Origin of the sequence: Bacillus proteolyticus (assembly GCF_001884065.1) — a bacterium.
Taxonomy (GTDB): Bacteria; Bacillota; Bacilli; order Bacillales; family Bacillaceae_G; genus Bacillus_A; species Bacillus_A proteolyticus.
Map to the genome: position 1 here is coordinate 228,943 of NZ_MACH01000092.1, position 21,574 is coordinate 250,516.

19 protein-coding genes, 2 pseudogenes and 1 riboswitch are annotated in these 21,574 nt (G+C 32.5%); of the genes and pseudogenes, 2 read left to right on the forward strand and 19 right to left on the reverse strand.

Translation table 11 applies throughout. The features are described from left to right. Positions 1-78: 78 nt before the first annotated feature. The 4 genes from BAQ49_RS15675 to BAQ49_RS15690 all read right to left on the reverse strand — a co-directional run bounded on the left by BAQ49_RS15675 (position 79) and on the right by BAQ49_RS15690 (position 3,365). On the reverse strand, positions 79-177 hold the full coding sequence (locus tag BAQ49_RS15675; RefSeq protein ID WP_016115012.1) for a YjcZ family sporulation protein: 99 nt from the start codon (positions 175-177) through the stop codon (positions 79-81). Positions 178-312: 135 nt separating this feature from the next. Next, positions 313-1,113: an energy-coupling factor transporter transmembrane component T family protein gene (locus BAQ49_RS15680; protein ID WP_071746082.1), complete on the reverse strand. Its 801-nt coding sequence runs from the start codon at positions 1,111-1,113 to the stop codon at positions 313-315. After that, a complete protein-coding gene (locus BAQ49_RS15685; protein WP_071746083.1) occupies positions 1,106-2,806 on the reverse strand; it encodes an ABC transporter ATP-binding protein in 1,701 nt (566 codons plus the stop codon). The genes BAQ49_RS15680 and BAQ49_RS15685 overlap by 8 nt, the downstream gene beginning before the upstream one ends. A gap of 10 nt (positions 2,807-2,816) precedes the next feature. After that, complete coding sequence (locus BAQ49_RS15690) at positions 2,817-3,365, reverse strand: ECF-type riboflavin transporter substrate-binding protein (RefSeq protein WP_002013166.1); 549 nt, start codon at positions 3,363-3,365, stop codon at positions 2,817-2,819. Between the two features lie 139 nt (positions 3,366-3,504). Continuing rightward, positions 3,505-3,620: riboswitch (SAM riboswitch) on the reverse strand. A gap of 151 nt (positions 3,621-3,771) precedes the next feature. Between BAQ49_RS15690 and BAQ49_RS15695 the strand changes: the two genes are divergently transcribed. Beyond that, positions 3,772-4,455, forward strand: a complete 684-nt coding sequence (locus BAQ49_RS15695; RefSeq protein ID WP_116733463.1) for an aspartate/glutamate racemase family protein — start codon at positions 3,772-3,774, stop codon at positions 4,453-4,455. 49 nt (positions 4,456-4,504) lie between these two features. Here the strand turns inward: BAQ49_RS15695 and BAQ49_RS15700 are convergent, their stop codons facing one another. From BAQ49_RS15700 to BAQ49_RS15730, 7 genes and pseudogenes are all read right to left on the reverse strand, one after another. Beyond that, positions 4,505-5,683, reverse strand: a complete 1,179-nt coding sequence (locus BAQ49_RS15700; protein ID WP_071746084.1) for a macrolide family glycosyltransferase — start codon at positions 5,681-5,683, stop codon at positions 4,505-4,507. 253 nt (positions 5,684-5,936) lie between these two features. Continuing rightward, a pseudogene (lepB, locus tag BAQ49_RS15705) lies at positions 5,937-6,467 on the reverse strand (signal peptidase I). Between the two features lie 76 nt (positions 6,468-6,543). Continuing rightward, entirely contained in the window at positions 6,544-8,670 is a 2,127-nt protein-coding gene (locus BAQ49_RS15710) for a peptidoglycan D,D-transpeptidase FtsI family protein (protein ID WP_071746085.1), read from the reverse strand. A 219-nt stretch (positions 8,671-8,889) separates the two neighbouring features. Continuing rightward, positions 8,890-10,677 (reverse strand): PAS domain-containing sensor histidine kinase, encoded by a 1,788-nt coding sequence (locus BAQ49_RS15715; protein WP_071746086.1) that lies wholly within the window; start codon positions 10,675-10,677, stop codon positions 8,890-8,892. Between the two features lie 479 nt (positions 10,678-11,156). Continuing rightward, the gene (locus BAQ49_RS15720) at positions 11,157-12,008 is read right to left on the reverse strand and encodes a Cof-type HAD-IIB family hydrolase (RefSeq protein WP_071746087.1); all 852 of its coding nucleotides are present in this window, start codon (positions 12,006-12,008) and stop codon (positions 11,157-11,159) included. A 175-nt stretch (positions 12,009-12,183) separates the two neighbouring features. Then, positions 12,184-12,762 carry a cysteine dioxygenase family protein gene (locus tag BAQ49_RS15725; protein WP_071746088.1) on the reverse strand — a complete coding sequence of 193 codons (579 nt, stop codon included), beginning with the start codon at positions 12,760-12,762 and terminating at the stop codon, positions 12,184-12,186. Between the two features lie 112 nt (positions 12,763-12,874). Continuing rightward, positions 12,875-14,089 carry a cytochrome P450 gene (locus BAQ49_RS15730; protein WP_071746089.1) on the reverse strand — a complete coding sequence of 405 codons (1,215 nt, stop codon included), beginning with the start codon at positions 14,087-14,089 and terminating at the stop codon, positions 12,875-12,877. 140 nt (positions 14,090-14,229) lie between these two features. Between BAQ49_RS15730 and BAQ49_RS15735 the strand changes: the two genes are divergently transcribed. After that, complete coding sequence (locus BAQ49_RS15735; protein ID WP_071746090.1) at positions 14,230-14,727, forward strand: PadR family transcriptional regulator; 498 nt, start codon at positions 14,230-14,232, stop codon at positions 14,725-14,727. Between the two features lie 101 nt (positions 14,728-14,828). On the opposite strand, the gene BAQ49_RS15740 is transcribed toward BAQ49_RS15735, so the two are convergent. The 8 genes and pseudogenes from BAQ49_RS15740 to BAQ49_RS15780 all read right to left on the reverse strand — a co-directional run bounded on the left by BAQ49_RS15740 (position 14,829) and on the right by BAQ49_RS15780 (position 21,560). Further along, complete coding sequence (locus BAQ49_RS15740; protein WP_071746091.1) at positions 14,829-14,984, reverse strand: DUF1540 domain-containing protein; 156 nt, start codon at positions 14,982-14,984, stop codon at positions 14,829-14,831. Between the two features lie 81 nt (positions 14,985-15,065). Then, complete coding sequence (locus BAQ49_RS15745; protein ID WP_071746092.1) at positions 15,066-15,686, reverse strand: Vat family streptogramin A O-acetyltransferase; 621 nt, start codon at positions 15,684-15,686, stop codon at positions 15,066-15,068. After that, complete coding sequence (locus BAQ49_RS15750) at positions 15,676-16,959, reverse strand: MFS transporter (RefSeq protein WP_071746093.1); 1,284 nt, start codon at positions 16,957-16,959, stop codon at positions 15,676-15,678. The genes BAQ49_RS15745 and BAQ49_RS15750 overlap by 11 nt, the downstream gene beginning before the upstream one ends. Positions 16,960-17,226: 267 nt before the next feature. Then, positions 17,227-18,462, reverse strand: a complete 1,236-nt coding sequence (locus BAQ49_RS15760) for a cytochrome P450 family protein (RefSeq protein ID WP_071746094.1) — start codon at positions 18,460-18,462, stop codon at positions 17,227-17,229. Between the two features lie 159 nt (positions 18,463-18,621). Beyond that, on the reverse strand, positions 18,622-19,026 hold the full coding sequence (locus BAQ49_RS15765; protein ID WP_071746095.1) for a hypothetical protein: 405 nt from the start codon (positions 19,024-19,026) through the stop codon (positions 18,622-18,624). 151 nt (positions 19,027-19,177) lie between these two features. Further along, complete coding sequence (locus tag BAQ49_RS15770; protein WP_071746096.1) at positions 19,178-20,182, reverse strand: DUF1835 domain-containing protein; 1,005 nt, start codon at positions 20,180-20,182, stop codon at positions 19,178-19,180. 55 nt (positions 20,183-20,237) lie between these two features. Then, positions 20,238-20,635 (reverse strand): annotated as a pseudogene (locus tag BAQ49_RS15775) (DUF3995 domain-containing protein). Between the two features lie 157 nt (positions 20,636-20,792). After that, positions 20,793-21,560 (reverse strand): DUF3959 family protein, encoded by a 768-nt coding sequence (locus tag BAQ49_RS15780; protein ID WP_071746097.1) that lies wholly within the window; start codon positions 21,558-21,560, stop codon positions 20,793-20,795. Between the last annotated feature and the right edge of the window lie 14 nt (positions 21,561-21,574).

Consider the following 21,574-nt stretch of genomic DNA (forward strand, 5'->3'; position numbering starts at 1 on the left):
CATTTATTACGATACAAAAAGTACCTACTATGTTTTTTAAGTTTACATTTTGTAGAGACTAATTAGAAATTAGTATCCTCAGCCCCAACAGCTGCATCCAACAATTATTAATAAAATAAATAACACAACTAATAAAGCGAAACCTCCACCAAAACCACAAGAACCACCGAAACTCATGTTTTTTCCTCCTTTTGGTTTGAAAACTAATAGGTAGTTGATTTTTTTAACTGGTTCGTATTATACAGTATGTGTATCTCCCATTTTTGAGCATGTCTTCATAAAAATTAGTAAAAGCACTCTATTGAGAGTGCTTTAAAATGGGTACCAGAAACTTTGGAATACATTCAGCTTTAAGTAAACTGCAATAACCAAAATGATAATACCAACAAAAAGTGTGATGTAATCCTCCTTTTGTGCGTCCTTTGCATAGTACCACGTTCGTTTATCCTTTTTTCCAAAACCTCTTAAATCCATTGCATTTGAAACAGTATCAATCCTTTCTAATGAATGAATAATAAGTGGCCAAAAAATTAAAACACGGTTTTTCATACGAATCCACAAGCTCGCTTCTCCTTTTTCAAAAGGTACGCCTCTTGCTTCCTGTGCGTGTCTAATGATTATATATTCAGATTGAATGCTTGGTATATAACGCAGTGCAATATTTATTGCATATGTAATTTTATAAGGAACAGCAAATTTATTTAAGCTGCTTACAAATTCACTTGGATGAGTTGTATAAATAAAGAGAAGTGTAAATGGTAATAACGTAAAATATTTCAATGAAAGTGTAGCTGCATAAAATAAAGTTTCATATGTAATTGTTGCATAACCTATATAAAAAAAAGAGGTATACGATCCCGTTAATTCCGATCCATGGGTGGGCGTAATAAAAAGAATCATAACGGAATTTAATAAACTAAATGTAAATATAACGCTGAAAATAACTATTATTTTACGCAATTGAATTTTTGCAATTAAGAGGCCGATACATCCAACAATAAATAAAATTAGCAATATACGAAAATCAAAAAATAAAAAAGTAAGTGTCATACAAAATATAAATATAGATAATTTAATTGCACCATCCATACGATAAAAATACGTATTATGCATATTCCTCCCTCCTATTAGCCTCAATATAGAGTTTCACAAATGTTTCTGGAGTTGGAATTCCGCTTAATTTAGCTAGTTTTATTAATGAAATCTCTCGTAGATTAGCTCTTTGTAACATTCCTTGATCCCCTAAAACAGCAGATACAGTATTGTCCGCAATAATTTTCCCTTCATGCAGAACTACCGCTCGATCTGCATATTCTAAAGCAAGATTCATATCGTGTGTGATAATAATAAAGGATATGCCCCTTCCAGCCAATTTTCTAATAAACGACATAAACTGTTTGTAATGGTAATAATCTTGTCCAGCTGTCGGCTCATCTAATACAATAATTTTTGGGTTTGTTATAAGTACAGATGCAATAGTAACCCTCTTTTTTTGTCCATAGCTTAATGCCTGAATTGGCCAGTTACGAAATGGATATAATCCACAAATTCTTAAAGCTTTTTCGACTCTTGTCTCAATCTCATCTTTAGAAACCTTTTTTAATTTTAATGAATATGAAACCTCTTCTAAAACAGTAGGCTGTGTAATCATTTGATTTGGATTTTGCATAACGTAAGAAATAACTTCCCCGCGTTTACGAATAGACCAAGAATTTATATTTTCTCCATCGAATGTTATTCTCCCATTCTTTGTTTTATTTATTCCTATAAGAGTATGAGCTAATGTCGATTTCCCTGCTCCATTATGACCCAATAACGCTACTATTTCTCCCTCTCCTATTGAAAGGTTGATATCTTCTAAGGCTGTATGTTTGTTATTGTACGTAAATGATAAATTTTCTATCTTGCATAAAGCTTTTTTAATATATTTGTTTTTTGATGAAACTTGCTTCTGCATCCAGTTCTTTAATAGGCTATGAACGCCTGCATTACGAAGATTTTCAATTGGAAATACCCTAACATTATTACTGTCAAAATTTAATTTCTTTAGCGCCTCTATATAAATAGGTTCTCTTAGTCCGATATTTGGTAATATATTAGAATTTAAAATACTATCCGGTGAACCAATGGCAATAACTTCCCCCTCGTCTATTAAAATAATTTTATCTAAATCAAGGTTTAAAATTTCTTCTATTCGATGTTCAATAATTACAATTGTTTTATTATATTTCTCATGTATATTTTTAATGAGTTCTATTGTATTCAAACTACATGCAGGATCCAAATTAGCTAACGGTTCATCAAATAATAATATATCTGCATTTGTCGTTAGCAGACCTGCAAGAGAGACTGTCTGTTTTTGACCTCCTGATAATTCATGTGGACTTTGTGTATGAAAGTCCTGCATGCTTACCTTGTTTAAAGAATCCGTAACAATCTTTCTCATTTCTATTTGATTTACACAATCGTTTTCTAATGCAAATGCTACATCCTCTTCGACAGTAAGACCTATAAATTGTGAATCTTGATCTTGTAATATTGTCCCTACGTGTTTACTCTGCTCAAAAACACTACCTTTTCTCGGGTCCTTTCCAGCTATTAAAATGTTACCGGTACTTATCCCTTCGTAAGAAAATGGGATTAGCCCATTTATACAATGCGCTAATGTTGACTTACCTGAACCACTTCGTCCAGCGATAAGTACCTTTTCCCCAGGATATATTTGAAATGTAATATTTTTTAAAGTAGGCTGCGTGGCATGCCTATATTGAAAGGTAAATTGTTCAAAAGAAATAATTGGTTGCATGTATTCATCCCTACTTTTCAATTTTTAAATGTGTATGTTTCTTATTTGATTTCGCTAAGCCGATCGTGATTGGTAAGCCAAGAACTAAAAATACGATAACGTCTGCAATTGTTGCGCCTAGTACTTGTATAACTATTTTGTCAAACGGTTCTCCCATCACAATAATATCGAATGCCCCAGCAAATATAATAGCAATGACAATACCAATTAACCCTGCAATTGCAAAATAAGAAATATCACGGTTATTATACGTTCCATGTTTTACACTAAAACCAACTCTTTTTTGTATGAGTCCCATTGCAAAACCAATAATACCTGAACTAATAACCCATCCCCACCAAATACCCCAACCAGCGATCGTATCTGTAACGGTATGACCGATGAGTCCTATTAAAAGTCCTGCTACCGGGCCAAATAACGCTCCAAAAACTGTTAAAATAGCCAATGCGGGTTTAATAAATGTATTCGGTGCGATAGAAAATCCCCAAAGCCCTAATACCCCGTATAAAGCTGCTCCAATTCCAATAGCTACTACTAGCTTTGTCGTTAATTTGTTCATTACAATTCCCCTCTCGTATTATTCAACTTTTAATACTCTATATTTCTTTTGAAAATAAATTATGCATCGACACTTCCTTTCTATACAACAAAAAATGACCTCTTAAATAAGAGGTCATTTTCTTTCACGTACAAGAATCCCCTTATCTTTCAAAAGACACATAATGTCCTCTGCGGAATTAGCACCTTCCTATGTAATTACATAGGGGTTGCTGAGGCTTCATAGGGCCGTTCCCTCTACCTCTCTGGATAAGTATTAATTTGTAATTCGTATTATGGCACTAAGAAAGATAAATTTCAACACTTTTCTAATTATTTTTATTTTTTATTAAATAGTGCATTTAAATCATTGTATTCTTATCGGAATTACGAAATAATATATTCAAAATTGTTACAGGGGGGAATGTATGATGAAAGTAATTGGTTTAATTGGTGGGTTAAGCTGGGAATCTACATCACTATACTATAAACATATTAATACTCTAACAATCTCTCAATACGATCAAAATGCGAAGCTAGTTTTATATAGTATGGATTTTGGAGAAGTAACTACTTTATTACAAAACCATCAATATGAAGAAGTGAAAAACGAATTAGTCACAGTTGCTAAAAAGGTTGAAAAGTCCGGGGCGGAATGTTTACTAATGTGTTCAAATACGGTCCATTTATTTGCTGAGGAAGTAGAACAAGCAATATCAATCCCACTTCTTCATATCGGTGATGTAAGTGCTAAAGAAATGGTAGAACAGAATATAAAACGTATCGGACTATTAGGAACAAAACAAACGATGGAACAAGATTTCTATACATCACGACTAGCAAAATATAACATTGAGACAATTATCCCAAATGACGAAGAAAGAACTTTTATCCATCACGTCATATTAAACGAATTAAGTAGAGGCATTATTTCAGAAACTTCAAGAGAGAAACTAATACAAATTACCAATTCATTAATTCAAAACGGTGCGGAAGGTATATTACTAGGCTGTACTGAAATACCATTGCTTATTTCCCAAAATGACCTTACTGTTCCTGTTTTTGATACTGCTTTTTTACATGCAAATACTGCTGTACAATTTGCTGGATAATAATATAAAAGCATAAAGGTGGATCCTCTATGCTTTTATATTGTCCGAACTATTTATTTAAAAGAGCATCAATAACTGCAATGGCTCTTTTGGAACCACCACACTCTAAAAAACTTTCATTCAGTTTTCGAATGCCATGTCTATACTTTTTATTTGAAAGAACGTCTGTTACCGCCTCTTTTAAAGTTTGCACATTAACATGCTCTTTCAATAATCTATGTGCTGCCTCAAGCTCAGTTAATCTTTGCGCTATCATAGGTTGATCTTTATCATGCGGTATTATCACAAATGGGACATTGTAATAAATTGCATCGTGCACACTATTCATTCCACCATGTGTAATAAAAACATCTGCTTCACTTAATATTTCTGATTGAGGTACGTAAGGTGCTATAATAAAGTTGTCTGGCGCTTGCTTAATTTTTGAAATATCATTTCTATCACCGATCGCCATTACTACAATCCCTTCGAAATTTGAAAAAGCATCAATACAAGTATTAAAAAATGGTTCGAGCCCTTCAAGAAGTGTTCCCATTGAAATATAAATAACTTTCTTTTTTGAAAGCAATTCAAGTGGAAACTTTGCATTTGTTTTGCGCTTTATAATACTCGGTCCAATAAAAACATTGTTTTCTCCGAACGAATCGCTATTAGGCTGAAAATAACGACTTGTATACACGAGACTAATATCTCCCTTATTATGCATAAATTGAAGATTATTTTTGGGCTTTACTCCAAATTCATGTTCCATTTGATACAGTAACTTTTCAGAGAGTTCATCGGGTTGGAATTGTATTTCTGCATTTGGATGAAAAGGCAAGGTTTCCAATAATTCTGGTGGAATTAAAAATATAGGAGAGGAAACTATGCCTGGAACTTGTAAATATTCCTTTACTAACTCTCCGGCACCAAATATATCATAAACTACGAAATCAAAATTTATGCTTTTACATAATTCTTTCGTAATTTCTAATATATATAAAGAAGTTTGAACATGTACATGAAAGAAAGATTTTAATCCATATGAAGTTTCATTATCAATAGAAATCTCCTTTAATAAATCCGGATGAGTATGTACAATAGCCCCCAAAACTTCAAGCCTTTCCTTAAAGTTTTCCGTTGTAATATAGTGTACGTTATCTCCTCTTTCAGTAAAGGCCTTTACTAAACTTAATGTAGGATTTACATGTCCCTCTGCAGGAAAATTAATTATTAAAATATTCAACACGTATTTCTCACTCCTTACAATTCAATGTTCTTATTAATCGTACTGTTATTATTACAAGCAATCTTCCTCTAATAGTCCCAATATGCTTACTACTTTAGGTTGATAAATAATTATCAGTCATCGGAAAAGGCATCTACATAAGTAGATGCCTAACTGTGATAAGGAGTGTTCTCTGAGGTTAGGATAAGCTTTTCTGCTTGTCCTATGCTATCAATATATGAATTATTTTATAAAACGTGAATAGTTAATAGAATTATTTTAACCATTTTATTTGATCAAATGGATAATATACCATTTTCACTTTACCTATTACATGTGACTCATCGATAAGTCCAAGTGTATTCCTACTATCTTTACTATGATTTCGATTATCACCTAATACAAATAATTTATGCGAGGGAACTTTCATTTCTCTAAAGTTTGAAAAATGATTTGATACTTGTGACATATCTAACTGTATATACAACTCATCTCGCTTTTTACCGTTAATATATACCACATCGTTTCTTAATTGTATGTTATCCCCTGGTAATCCAATAATTCGTTTCACGTAGTATGTAGGCTCGTCTTCTTTTTTTATTATTACAACATCACCATGATGAAAAGAAGAAAAATAAGCACTAGCCTTATTAACTAGTATGCGATTATTTTCATTCAAAGTAGGTTACATCGAAATTCCTTCTACCACACAAAATAAAAATGACTTATTAATAATAATAATTCCTATTATAATTAAAATATACCTACATATTTTTCTCCAATCTTTTAGAATCAATTGCTTCATATATACCTTATTTCTAATCTATTCGTATGTAAAAACGTCTCTAGTTCATATAAATGCCAGAGACGTTTCGTATATTTTAATTCTCCTTAGAGTCATCTATTTTTGGTACTTCGCCAGTTAATCGCTTATTTTTTAAATCAAAATAAGCATCTAAAACTTCTTTTCCAATATCAGAGTTAATACCAGACTTATCATTTATAACCCATGGTACTACAACGGAAAATGCTACTTCTGGATCATCATATGGCGCATATCCTGCTAATGTTAAATTATAGCATTCTCTACGATTGCCTTTCTCATTTCTCCCAATATCACTTTCTCCACCGTATACAGTCTGTGCAGTTCCTGTTTTTCCAGCTGGTTTATAGGGTGCTTTTTGGAACGCCCTTACTCCCGTTCCATCCCCTTCTTGGAATACTTTCCTAAAGCCTTCTTTTACTTGATTGATATATTCTTCTTTCATATCAATTCTATTTAAAACAACGGGTTCTATTGATTGTACTACTTTACCGACCTCATCTTTTTGAACGGTTTGTTCTCTAATTTCTTGAAGAATTTGTGGTTTCATACGATACCCGCCATTTGCAATAGTTGAAATATATTGTGCAAGCTGAAGTGGTGTATACGTATCATACTGACCAATAGAAAAGTCTAATAAGAAACCTGGCTGATTATCTTTTCTCCCAATTTGCCCCGCTGTTTCATTCGGTAAATCAATACCTGTTGGAACACCTAAACCAAATTGTCTGAAATAATATCTCATCTTATCAAAGTATTCTTGTTTAATATCTAGTGAACTGTTCTTTACATAATCCACACCAGCAATTTTTAATGCTGTGTTAAACATATAAACGTTAGAGGAAACTTGTAAAGCTCTTAGGTCATCTATATCTCCAAAATCTTTCCATGACTTTTTCTCCTTAGTTCCTTTAAACTTCATAGGTGCATCATAAAAATGTGTTCCCGGTGTTATAGCTTTTGTTTCAAATCCGGTTAATACTGTAGCACCTTTAACAGTTGATCCAAGCTCGTATGAACTTGTCAGCGTACCTAAAGCGTAATCTTCTACTTCCATTTTCCCATCTTTTTCTACAAGTCTTTTCCCAGCCATCGATAATACTTGGCCGTTTTTCGGATTCATCATTACAACGAAAGCACGGTCTAACATTGATTCTGAACCTTTATATGCCTTTAATATTTTTTCTATACTCTCTTCTACTTTTTTCTGTAATTCCATATCAATTGTTAACGTTAAATTCTTGCCGCTTTTCCCTTCAGAAACTGTCTCCGTTCTAATTGTATTACCTTGTTTATCAGCAATACTTCTTACTTTTTCTTTCGTGCCATGAAGTACATCTTCGTATTGCTGTTCGATGTAACTTTTCCCGACCCGGTCATTCCGGCTATACTCCCGCACTAAATAATAATCTAATCGTTCACGTGGTAATCCCTCATCAGCATTCGAAACATTTCCAAGGACTGAACGGAATAAGCCATCATTTACATAGAGCCGTTCCCAATCAACTGATGCGTCAACCCCAGGGAGATTTGCTAAATTTTCGCTAACCACAGCATATTCCTTTTCACTAACATCTTTTTTTATAATTTGAGGTACCATTTGATAACCTGAAGTCATTTTACTTTTAATAGCTAACACTTCTATGTCTTTTGCTGTTAATTCTTGAAGATTTTTTTCTGTAACTCGCTTTCTTTTTAACTCTTCTATTTTTTTGTCTAACTCTTTTCCGTTAATATCCTTTACTCTAAACTTATCTATTTCTTTTTTAGATACTAAATCTTGAGTAAGTTTTGGATTTAACTGCATCCAAAAATCTTTCTTATCCGTCTCGGTTAACTTATCTATATCTTCTTGCGGCATTTCAATTATTTCTGCAAGTTGTCTTGCAGTTTTTAGCATTTCTTCCGATTTTACACCTTTCACCTTTGTATATGTAATCGTACGTAAAGACTTATTGTCCACCACTGAATTCCCTTCACGGTCATAAATTTTGCCGCGTGGTACTGTAAGACTAACAGTTGCATTCTCTCTTTTTTCTACTTCATTCTTGTATGTTTCTCCATCGAAAATTTGTACTTTACCTAACTGGATTATAATTCCAGAAAATAATAAAAATACGCAAAAGAATAAAATATTTAACCGTATAGGTAGTGCTCTACCACTCTTTTTCTCTTTCTTTTTCACCCTGTCATAATCTCCTCCTTACAACATTTTTAATATTTTTTAGCTCTCTATATTAAAAGTAATGTACAATTTCCACACATTACTTTGTACGTATATTAATATAACGTTTAAAACTTAATAGAAATTAAAACAAATATAAAGAAAAAGTAAAGTTTACTAAATTAAATATAAAAATACCCAAGAACAAAAGCTTAGCTTTGTTCTTGGGTATTAAGTATTTTAGGAGTTAATATTAGAACGTATTGAAATACATCTATCATCACAATTTGATAGAGATTGTTTACTCTGAATTTTCGGCAAGTAAATAGTTACAGTTGTCCCGACGCCAACCTCACTCATTATACTTATTGTTCCTTGATGACTTTCAATAATTTTATAACTTAACATCAATCCAATACCGGTACCCTTTTCTTTCGTACTATAAAAAGGTTCACCTAATCTTTTAATTCTTTCTTCAGGTATTCCTATTCCTTCATCTATTACACTAATAATGACACCATTTTTATGTATTTCTTTTATATGGATTGAAATTTTCCCACCATCTAGCATTGCTTCAATTGAATTTTGCAAAATATTAATAAATACTTGTTTCAATTGATTTTCTGAGCATTCAATGATTATCTCTTTGGAATCTGTAAATAGTTCAACTTGAATATTTGTCATGATTGCTTTTGTATTAATTAGTGATACGACATTTTTAAAAATTTGATAAATATTTTTCTTTTCTGTATTTATTTCATCAGTTTTAGCAATCGACAAAAACTCTTGGAGGATTGCTTCTATTCTTTCTATTTCGGAAAGCATAAGGTCAAAATATTTTTCTTGATCTTCTTTATTAATTTGGAATAACTGTATAAATCCTTTAATTACAGTTAATGGGTTTCTCACTTCATGAGCTACACCGGCTGCTAATTGACCAATTGCCGCAAGTGTATCTGATTTATTTAGCAATTCTTCTGCCTTTTTCCGCTCTGTAATATCACGTACAATAATCATAATTTTATCTTGTAATAATGGTAAACATCTAGCTTCAAAGAAATCGATACTTCCATTAAGTGTTAGAGGATATTCTACAATTACATTCTTTCCTTCTTCTTTCAATTGGCGAATTGCTTCTTGAAATTGCTGCGCTACTGCAGATGGTAATATTTCGTAAAACTTCTTTCCCATAAAAGCTTCTGCGGGTACGTAAAATTTTGTAGGAGATCCTGCTTTATAATCTATAATTGTCCCATCATCTTCTGTTAAAAAACATAAATCTGGTAAAGCTTTAAAAATTAATTCTAACTCAGAAGTTTGTTGTATTAATTGCTCTTCTATCGCTTTTAAATGTGTAATATCTACACCAACAGCCCAGTAACTAAATCCTTTTACAGGAAACTGCTCTGATATATTGGACCACATTATCGTTTTGATTTCTCCATTTTTACATGTTAAACGCATTTCCCAATCTCTAAAATTTTTTCCGCAAGTCAAAAATTTATTTTGTATTTGATTGCGATAATTATGGTCAGGATACAGTAATCGAAGTGCGTCTGGATTCCCAATTATTTCTTCAGAAGTATAGCCTGTTACAATCTCACATTCTCGATTCCACAAAACAAAATCTCCATTGTAGTCAAGCGCATCAACCATAACGGGCATATTTTGTAAGATCGTATGTAATTCTTCCTCTTTTCGAGAAAGTAACGATGTATTTTGGGTTTGAAATACTTTTTTTCCCCCGTCTATAATGAGGTTAGAAAGCATTTCGAAATATTTTTTACAATGGAAGATTTCGCTTTTTTCGGACCATACAGCAAAAGACCCTAAATATTGATTGTATAAGAAAATGGGGATTTCAATTTTGGGAAGTTTACATACTTTCATTTCATTAATTCCAAATGAAAATATACATTCGTTTTCAGCATCAAGAAGTTGATGTGATATGTTGGTTAAATTATAAAATTGTTCTGCCATGGTTTCTATTGTACTCACATCAATAAGTTCCATTAGCCGCGCATTCATCCCTTTTTCACCTCTATATGTAAAATTTATACAAATTTAAAATTCATACTTCTCCATTATACGAAGAAAGTGTGCATAGGTATATAGCTGTAGAATAATTATTCAAACAAATTCTATTTTTCAATTAAAAACAGAAAATTATATACGTATGAAGTGAAACTTAAATCAATAAGTGTTATTTATCCCTCATACATTATTAGCCACACGAATCGTGATTATATAAACAGTGCGAATCTCACTTAACCTCCTTACGTCCACCAAGTTTTCATATGTGAGTCTTACGCGCCACTAGTAGCGGTATTAAAACACAATAAAAGTAAAGTTCATAAAATTTTCACAATTAATATGAAAATTATAAACATTTATTCCAATATATTCTATATAATGGAGTGTAATAAGGCTTCTATGAATATCATAGAATACCTTACCCCTAATAAAAAGAAAAAAAGAATCCTACTTGGATTCTTTTTTTCTTTTTATTACATTACAAATTTATATAAAGCATGTGCAACACCATGTTCTTCATTTGATAACGTCTCGTACTGACAAATTGCCTTTATTTCATCTACTGCGTTTCCCATCGCAATTGATACATTTGCTTTTTCCATCATTGAAACATCGTTAAGTCCATCACCTATTGCTACAGTATTTTCAACTGGAATATTAAGATGTTTTGCTAAAGTATATAATCCATTTCCTTTTTGAGCATCTCGATGATTAATCTCTAAATTATGCCAATATGAAGATGTAATTGCTAAATCGGTATTATGCAGAAACGTTTCTTTTAATTTTTTTAATTTCTCTATGTCATAAGAAAACGGTAAAAGTTTATGCACATGTATATCCATTTCTACAATTGGTTTACAACTTTTCGCACTATGAAACGCTGTATGCTCAAGGTATAAGGCTGCGATTGTTTCTAACTCTTTCAAGTCGAAATTTCCTTTTGAATTCTTCACATACTCAATTTCATTACGTACACTCTCTACTCCATAATCCGGTACATACACACCTTTATCAGTATAAAGTTGATAATACAAGCCATTCTCTTCAAGATATTCTACAATCTCAAGTGCTTGCATATTTTGAATCGGATATCTCTTCATCATTTTTTTATCTTTATATATAAGTGCACCATTTTCCGCAATAATCGGACACTCTAAATCAACTTCTAACAATAGTCGTTCAATATCCACCATAGAACGTCCTGTACAAATTGCTACAACATGGCCAGCTTCCTGACATTTTCGAATTGCTTCTGCATTTTCTTTACTAATCATTTTATTTCCCGAAAGAAGAGTTCCATCTAAATCAATTGCGATTAACCTCATTATTTCTTCACCACTTTCTATAAATACACGAGTTCTAATTAAATAAAAGGTATCGTTTTCATACGGTACTCGTGAGCTACTCCTTATTTATAATTTATGAAAAGCGTTTCAGGTCAAGAAATAATTATAAATAAAATCCAAAGCTTTGGATTTAAAAAAAGCTTTGGATTTTAAACTATGAATTATAACTAGTATATTTTGTCTCACACATGTACACATTTTTTTCTTCAGTTGGAGTATATACTTTAAATTTTTCTAAACACTTTCCGTAAATATGAATCGTGATAACGTTTTCATTTTCGCTAATTTCAAGAATATGACAATCAGCTGGTGGTATTACTTTATCCGTTTCTCCTTCTCCCAAATACAGATTTCCTGTATGTGTTAAATAAAACAATGAACTTCCAAGTTGCTTCGTTTGTATAAAATTCTGTACCATTATCCTTCCTGAATAAACACCTTCTACTCCCCATGTGCCATCATGATCATGTAAAGGTGTAGCCTGCCCATCTTTCCATACGAGAGCTAATACTTCAAAACGTTTGAACGGATCTTCATACAGTAAGTGACGTGCATATTGAGTCGAATTCGCATTCTGTTTATCTAACGGAAGCCATGTTTTCTTTTCTAAAAGTTCTTCTAGTAATTTTTCAATTTCACACACGATTTGTTCTTCCAATAAATCACCATCTATTAAATCAGTTACAGCTTTAATAAATGTTTGAAACGTTTTACTCCCATTGCACGTTAACATAAGCACCCTCCTCTACTCTTTTTCCACACACCTCCATACTATAAAACACATTAAAATTTTACAATTGAGAAATAAAAAACAAGGTACAATACAATGTACCTTGTTGAACGTTTTATTGAGTTTTTAAGTGAATAGGTAAGTGTTTTAAGGTTTGTTCATTTTCCAATATACATTTTTCTAAATTGAAAGATGGAGCTAACTCTATTTTTTCAAAAGTATTTATAAAGGTACTTAATGCAATCTCAGCTTCTAAACGTGCAAGTGGTGCCCCTAAACAAAAGTGAGGCCCTTTACCAAAAGTTAAATGCTTTTCATTTCCTATTCGGTGTAAATTAAACTTAGAAGCTTGTGAGAATTTTTTCTCATCTAAATTTGCTGCACTAACCCACGCAACAATCATCTGATCCTTTTTCATTAAAGGTCCAAATATATTTGTATCTTCTGTAATCCTCCGAGCTAATGTAACAGGAAAGCGATAGCGTAATACTTCCTCAATCGCTTTTGCAACTAATTTAGGTTCTTCTCTTAATTCTTGATAAATTCCAGGTGAATCCACTAAAAAGCAATAAAAACTATTAATAATTAAATTTGTAGTCGTTTCATTACCAGCTGCTAATAAACCTAATGAAAAAGTTACAATTTCTTCATCAGTTAACCTTTCCTCTTCATACTCCGCTCGTATTAAATCTGAAATAATGTCATCCGTTAAGTGATATCGTTTTTCTTGGACAATCGGAAGAAGGTATGCTTTAAATTCATTTAACGCAATTCCTTTTTCCACATCCAAATCGTTAAATTTATCTTTACTATACGGCATAAATAAAATATCAGACCATGCTTTAATTTTTTTACGATCAGTTGTTGGCACTCCTAATAAATCGGATATGACGGTAACAGGTAAAGGTGCAGCAAACTCTTCAACGATATTAACCTCACTATATTTTCCAATATGTTGTACAAGTTCATTTGCGATAGCCTGTATTCGGGGTTTCCATTGCTCTAAACTTCTTGGAGTAAATGCTTTAGAAACAATAGAACGTACATTGCGATGTTCTGGTGGATCAGTAGCGTTTATATTTATTCTAGTTTCTAAAGGAGGGATTGCGAATTGTCTTCGCTCCCTTCTACTTGAAAACAAGCGATAATCCGATAAAACTCGATTTACATCATCGTATAAAAAAACATTCCATACATCCTGCTCCTCATCATAATGAACCGGATGATTCTCCCTCATAAATTGATACCACTCATACGGATTCCACAATTCTTCTTTTGTTTTCAGCTTTGAAATTTCATGAACTAAAATCACATTTTCAGGCGAAGCCATAGTTCTTTCCTCCCTTTTCTTTTACAATAAAAGTGTTAGGTCGGTAGTTCAAAGTTGTATAATCTAACATATGTTATTTTAACATATGTTAAAGAAGATTTTTTATTGGAGAACTTGAGAAATATATAAGGGGGATTTTTATGTACGTTGATATTTTACTACTAGCTGAATTAACGACAGGACCAAAATACGGCTATGAAATAAAGAAAAATATTCAAAATCGGTTAGGTGAGAATTTCGAATTAAATCATAACACACTTTATCCCGCTCTTCGGCGCTTCGAAAATATGGGTGCTATAACGAAAAAAATACATAAACAAGTCGGAAAGCCAAACCGAAATATGTACGACATAACTGAAACAGGGGAAGAAATTTTTTATGAAATACTAAGAGAGTTTCCTGAAAAAATTGCGACAAACAATACTGAATTCCTTGTGCGTATCGCGCTCTTCGAAAAACTTGATTACGAGGCTAGAAAAGAAATTTTGACTACGCGCCAAAACGTGCTTCGAGAACAACTTACAGCCATCCAATCCCTTGACGTTGTCTCACCTTTTATTACAGAAGTTGTTGAATTTACTAAATCACGTATTGAACATGAATTACATTGGATTATATCTCTTATGAAGAAAATATAAAAAATAACAAGAAAAGTAAAAAATAATGAATGAAAATGAGATTTATTATCAATACTATAATTAATAAAAGGGCAACCTCGAGTTGGCTACCCTTCAAAAATTTATATTTCTGGATCGAAAGTTTTGCAATCTGTTTCTTCCGTTGTAGATGCGTGTTTACCTTTATGACTTACTACATAAATTGCATCTGCACTACATTTATTACCGTTAGCCCAAAATTTACAGTTGTTTACTTCACATAAAACGTCTTGTGCCATAGTATCACACCTCCTTGTTCTATTATCATTAACAAAATTCGGAGGTATGATACTCTTTGCCATGCATTTTTTATTACCTTTTTAGCTTCTTAATAATTCTATATCTCCTCGTACAATAGCATCGATATTTTCTGTTATCTTCTCAATGTCAAAATGCCACCATTGTATTTGCAATAATTTTTCTATTATTGCATTTGAAAATCTCTCTTTTATTTTATTTGCAGGGTTTCCGCCAACAATTGTATATGGTGCGACGTCTCTAGTCACAACAGATTTAGCTGCAATTATTGCACCATCCCCTATTTTTATTCCGGGCATAATAGTTGTATCCATGCCAATCCAAACGTCATTTCCTATAACTGTATCTCCTTTATACGGTAATTCAGACAAGTTCGGTGTGAATTTCTCCCAGCCATTCCCAAAAATATTAAAAGGATATGCCGAAAATCCATCCATTCGATGATTCGCTCCGTTCATAATAAAGGTAACTCCAGATGCAATACAACAAAACTTTCCAATAACGAGACGATCCCCGATGAATTCATAATGATATAACACTCGATCTTCTAATGTTTCCCCATGTTTTGCATCATAATAAGAATAGTCACCAACAAGTATATTAGATTTCGTTATTGTATTTTTTATAAAATGAACGCTTTGATTTCCTTCAATTGGGTATTTAACATTTGGATTAGGATTCATGTTGCACAGCACTTCCTTTACCATTCATTTCACTTTCTACTGCTATTACTGGCTTTAAATTGTATATAGGTAAGATAAATAATAATCCAATAACAAATAGTAGAGCCGTCCCCTCATACATCGTACCTAATGAGAACATCTCCTTTAATGAACCAGCTATACTCATCGTTACTACCATTGAACCGGTGAATAGTGGACTTAAAATGCCATTTACTCTACCAATAAAATCTGTATCACTATTTTGTATAATAAGTGTATTTATCCCTATTTGAATACACGGTAGGGCTAAACCACTAAAAAGTTGTGCTGTAAGTGTCACCCATAAATTTGTAGAGTAGCCTATAATACCAATTCCAATTGCCTGACCGAGCATACCTACAATTAACATTTTTTGCGGGGCAACGTTTTTCGCAAACATCATCGCTAAAGCTCCGCCAACAATCATTCCCGCACCATTGACTGTTAATAACCATTGTAAGCTTTCTTTTGATAAACCTAATTGCTCTGTCACAATAAATATGCCTAGTGGCTGAATTAAACCTATACCTAGTCCTGCTGCCATAAAACAAAACCCTAGCAAAGTTAATGCTTTTTTCTTTTTTACATATTTAATACCATCCAGCATTTCCTGCATTAGTGTGATTTCTTTCTTCTCATTTTCATTCTCGAGATCTTTCGGAAGAAATAACAAAACAACTGCCGCAAGTAAAAATGCGATACCTGTTATGACGATTGAAATATAAATTCCAAAACTATGAAAAATAAATGTTCCGAGAATTGGTCCTAATACCATAAATATTGCAAATATCGTTTGATATATAGACATTGCTAATTGAATTTGTTCCGTCGATAAATGTTGTTTAAACAACTTCATTCCAGATGGTTGAGAAAACTGCGAAAGGATTGCAGAGATTAGCGTCACAAAAAACACGATTTTCCACGTTCCAAACATAAGAGTAATTAATACAGCGAATACTGAAATCGCACTTAACGTTTCACACCATATCATTGTCCTCTTCGGCCTCCACCTATCAGCAAAAGTTCCACCAATGAATGAAAAAATAAAAATTGGGGCGAATTCAGCAACTGAAATCATTGATATAGCGAAAGCATCACCTTTCGTCATTTCCATAACATACAATAATACCGCAAAGTTTCGAACCCATATTCCTATTTGTAAAAATAATGCTGATGCAAGAATTCCCTGTACAAACCGATTTTTTAAAACTTGTGATACCCCATGATTTTGTTTCGGTTCTATAGTCGTCGACATAAAAAAGCCTCCTATTTCATGTTCTGAACAGGAGGCAGCACAAATCATATAAAAAGACTATATATTCGCAGAGCGAAATACATCCCTTTTCTATACATGTACAGACTAATCCTATTCAGAAGAATATTTCGTTTTTTAACGAAGATCTCTTAAAAATAGAATTAGTTGATCATTGGGATGTTTTCACCCTTCCGTTTCGAATTTAAATAACACATACATACTCTATGTAAAACATTTTCAATGTATGCATGTCTCAATTTAACTATTCTAGAAAGTCAAAGGCAATTCCTCTAAAGAACGCATTAAATAATTGCCTTGCCATTTAATGTCTTCACGATCGCCTTTTATTTGTAGTTCAGGCATCCGCTTTAACAAAGTAGTAATAGCAATCTTTGCTTCCAACCTAGCAAGTGGTGCACCTAGGCAGAAATGACTACCATGCCCAAAGGCAATATGACGGTTATTTTCTCGTGTAATATCAAATACTTCTGGGTTTTCAAATACTGTTTCATCACGGTTTGCTGAAGCTAATGCGATAATAACCATATCTCCTTTTTGGATTGTTTGTTCGTGAATTTGAAACGGCTCAGCCGCCCATCTTGCAGTCGTAATCTCTACTGGAGAATAATATCGTAATCCTTCCTCAATAGCTGAATCAATTAGTTTTGGATTTTCTTTTAATAACTGTAATTGTTCTGGATTTTCAAGAAGTGCTAATACTGTATTTGTAATTAAATTCACAGTTGTCTCGTGTCCAGCTACGATAAGTAACATAATCATTGAATATAGCTCCGGAGCACTAAGTTTATGCCCTTCGCTTTCTGCAAGTATTAAAGCACTGACCAAATCTTCTTTTGGATTTTGTCGTTTTACATCAACTAAATATTGAAGATATGTAATAAATTCAGATAGTTTCTTTTCAATATCTTTTATTTCTTCAGGTGTTTCTGGCGATGCAATGACAGCATGCGACCAAATTCTAAATTTCGCTTGATCCTCTTTTGGAATTCCTAGCATCTCGCTTATTACAATAATCGGTAATGGGAATGAATAATCATCCACAAGATTTAATGTACCTTTTCGCTCTATCTCACTTATTAAATTATCCGCTATTCTCTGAATTCTTCCGTCTAATTGTGTAATCATCTTCGGTGTAAAAGCTTTTTGAACTAAAGATCGTAAACGACTGTGGTTAGGTGGATCTGAATTTAACATGTGCGTAGTTAAATGATCACTATTGTCAACGGAAAGATACATGTTCTTTGTATCTTGAGGAAACACATTTGCTAGATCTTTTTTTAAGCGATTATCTTTTAAAAGTGGCAGAGCATCTTCATATCTTGTAATAAGCCACTCCGCACCTAATTCATTTTTATTTACAAATAGGACAGGTTGCACTTTTCTTGATTCTTTATAAATTTCATAAGCATCTTCTTTAAAATGAGCTGAAGCTAAATTAATACCATCTTCTATTCTTAGTCCAACTTTATTTTTCATTGACATTGTATTCCCTCACTCTCATTTTTTTTTGAAAACCAGCCAACATTTGCATTATACTCTAATAAAAACGTGAAAATTGTAAATTTTTAATCAAAATCTTACTTCGTATATTGAAAAATAAAAAAGTGAGAAAGTATAATCTTTCTACTCTCTCACTCTTCTTTATGCAAAGCACATAAAATTACTAATTTGTTGATATCGGTAACTTACTTTACGACGTCGGCCACCTTGCCAAGTGTATCCTGAGACTCCGTTTCTTCTAACTTCTGTCGGAAAGAACCATAAGTCTCTTCCGAAAGGCCCAGGACGATGTAAACGTAAATATCCCCATCTTCCTAAGCAATTACACATCCATGATTTCATATTGCCAGCTTGTGCAGGAGAAGCAAATGTTGACGGTAAAGATGGAGCTTGTGATGGTGGTGGTGACGTTGGAGCATCTTCCGCATCATCTGGTCTGTAATCTTCTTGTTCAATATCTCTCGCTTCATTTACAGATTCATATCCGTAGTTTTGCGGATTATAATACATTCCTTGATCATATGGATAATTTTGTTGGTTATACATATTAACATATCACCTTCTTTTCATTCATTTCCATTAACATACATATGTTGTAGGCCAACTGTAGGAAGCTTATGTATAGCCCAAATTCAACTAAAAAAATAAAGCTTGTAGTTTTAAAACTACAAGCTTTTTCATAAACGGAATGTATTTTTTATTTACTCAACTTCACACTATAAAAACGCATTTCTTCTAGTGAACCTTTAAATTCAAATAAATCTTGATTAATTAATGCTTTCAATCGGTATTCTAAAAAGGTATCCCCTACAAGTTGTTCGACATGACCAAGCACTTCCCCAATTACTCTCGGAGCTTTAAGGAAGTCTTTATCAGCACCTATTCTTTTTGCGCATTCAATAATAAAAGGATCAAAATAGTCTTCTTTCACCGAATGTACTTCATTGTCTTTCCAAATTCTTAATAACTCTGTACTATTCGATAAACTATCCCATTCATGTTCAAACTTTTCTCTAGTCTCTTTAGTTAAATATGATAACTCTACAGAATTCCTTATGAAAGTAGCTAAACTTTCGGGCGGCAATTCACCCGTTCCACGTATATCATACTCTTGTTTTAATATTTCTCTGCTCGCTTCAGATGTATTAATTATACGAATATTTTTCTTATCTTTTAATTGAGCCATTACAAAACAAAGGCCTACATGTTCATGTGCGTTATTCGCCTTCCAGATGGTAATTGGTGTTTCATTTGGAATAGAATGTAGTTCTTCTAAAGTTTCCATAAAATTCATTAGATATTCTTCTTCAAAATAACCATCATAAGTAGTTAGATTGTTTAATAACCATTGCTGTCTTACTAGTTGCCCTTTATTCGTATGTAATTGGTGTATCGGTCCAATTGAAAAGAATTCAGAGAATGAAACAACACTCTCCTCAAATAGTTCTTCTTGACTTAACATATGTTTTAAACAACCACCTGTTGATTCATCGAAAGTGATATGAATATGTGTACTTTCTTTTACATTTCTTTTATAGGATATATCATTCGTCAGCTGCTTAGGTATACTCATCAAGTGTTTAATCGTATCTTCACTATAGTTCTCTTCTAATAAATCTAATTGTATAAGGAGACTTTGCAGTAAATGTTTTGCTTCATCCTCATACATTTCATCGACAACATTTTTAATTTTATCTATCATGTAAATCCCTCTATTCATTACTAAAATAACGTAAGTTATAGTGTATCATATATTTTCACTTGATTATTACTAATAAAAACGTAAGAGATAAAAAAAGACAAAGAGGAATATATAAAATAGTATCCATTCTAGCAAAGTGCGTATCTTTTTTCGTTTAAAGATACCCAAATAATGAAACTCACCAATTACTCTAATGAAAAATACAATCATACAAATCCAGGAACCCGTTTGAACTATTATATGAGGAACTGCAAAATGAACAACATTTGCTTGATGTAATAAAATTATTGCTGCCATACTTAATAGTAACACAATGAATAATGTCATTCCTCCACGAGGCAAAAATGCTTTTTTTCCAGATTTAGTTGGAATAACACTACTTGTCCTCCACTTACCTCCGAAGTCCCAATAAACATGTAAAAAGCTAACTAAGAATAATATACAAGCAGATATATAATAACAAGTATTTTTTCTCCCATTATTTTATTGAAGTCCCTATCTTAAAAAAATGCTTTAAATCCCTCATTAGCAACCTATATATAATTACATAAAAAAACCCTTAATGATTAATCGATTTTAAGATAAATCATTAAGAGGTTACTAAATTTCATTATGCATTATACCTACTTCTGCGGCGTTCCATCCTTGTTTGCCCTTGAACAGTGCCTTCATTGTATTGATCTATTTGCTCTGTCATTTCATATTTCGCAACTGGTTCTTCGTAATTATGCTCATGGACTCTTTCTGGTGCTTTATGTTTAGATGCTTTTCCGCGAAACTTAAATAATTTCATTTTAAGTTTCGGTAATCTTGGAAGGCGAATATTAAATGATAGCCTTTTACGTTTCTTTTTTTGTTTAAATAAATTAGTATTTTCTTTATTAGTGTCTTTCTCTTTACGGTGTAATAACATCGCAAGTAATCCACCTAATATAAGTCCTCCAACTAAAAGAAGAATATATAAATAATGGCTTGTCATTAAATTCATCATACGCTCAAGTATGACTAACGACTGTACTTCTTTTATATCCCATAGTAAAGCAGCCCATAACGAGAATAAGCCCAAAGTAAGTCCATATGTACGAAAACGGAATAAACACGGAATTAACGCGACACAAGCGGCAATTTTTGCGTTCGTAATTATTGAACTTGTTGATATATCCTGGTTCCATATGACTAACAGTAATGTTATAAATGGTGCATACGCTATCCAGCTACATATACGTGAATATACTTTTTTCGCAAAATAACTACCGAAACTAGTAAAAAATAATAGTCCTCCAATATATAAAGATTGTTCTAGAGGGATTTGCTTTATAATTCCTGCAATTGGAAAGAGGCCGCTTAGTAACATTAATAGCACATCTAATTTCTTCACAATTCCCCATTCCT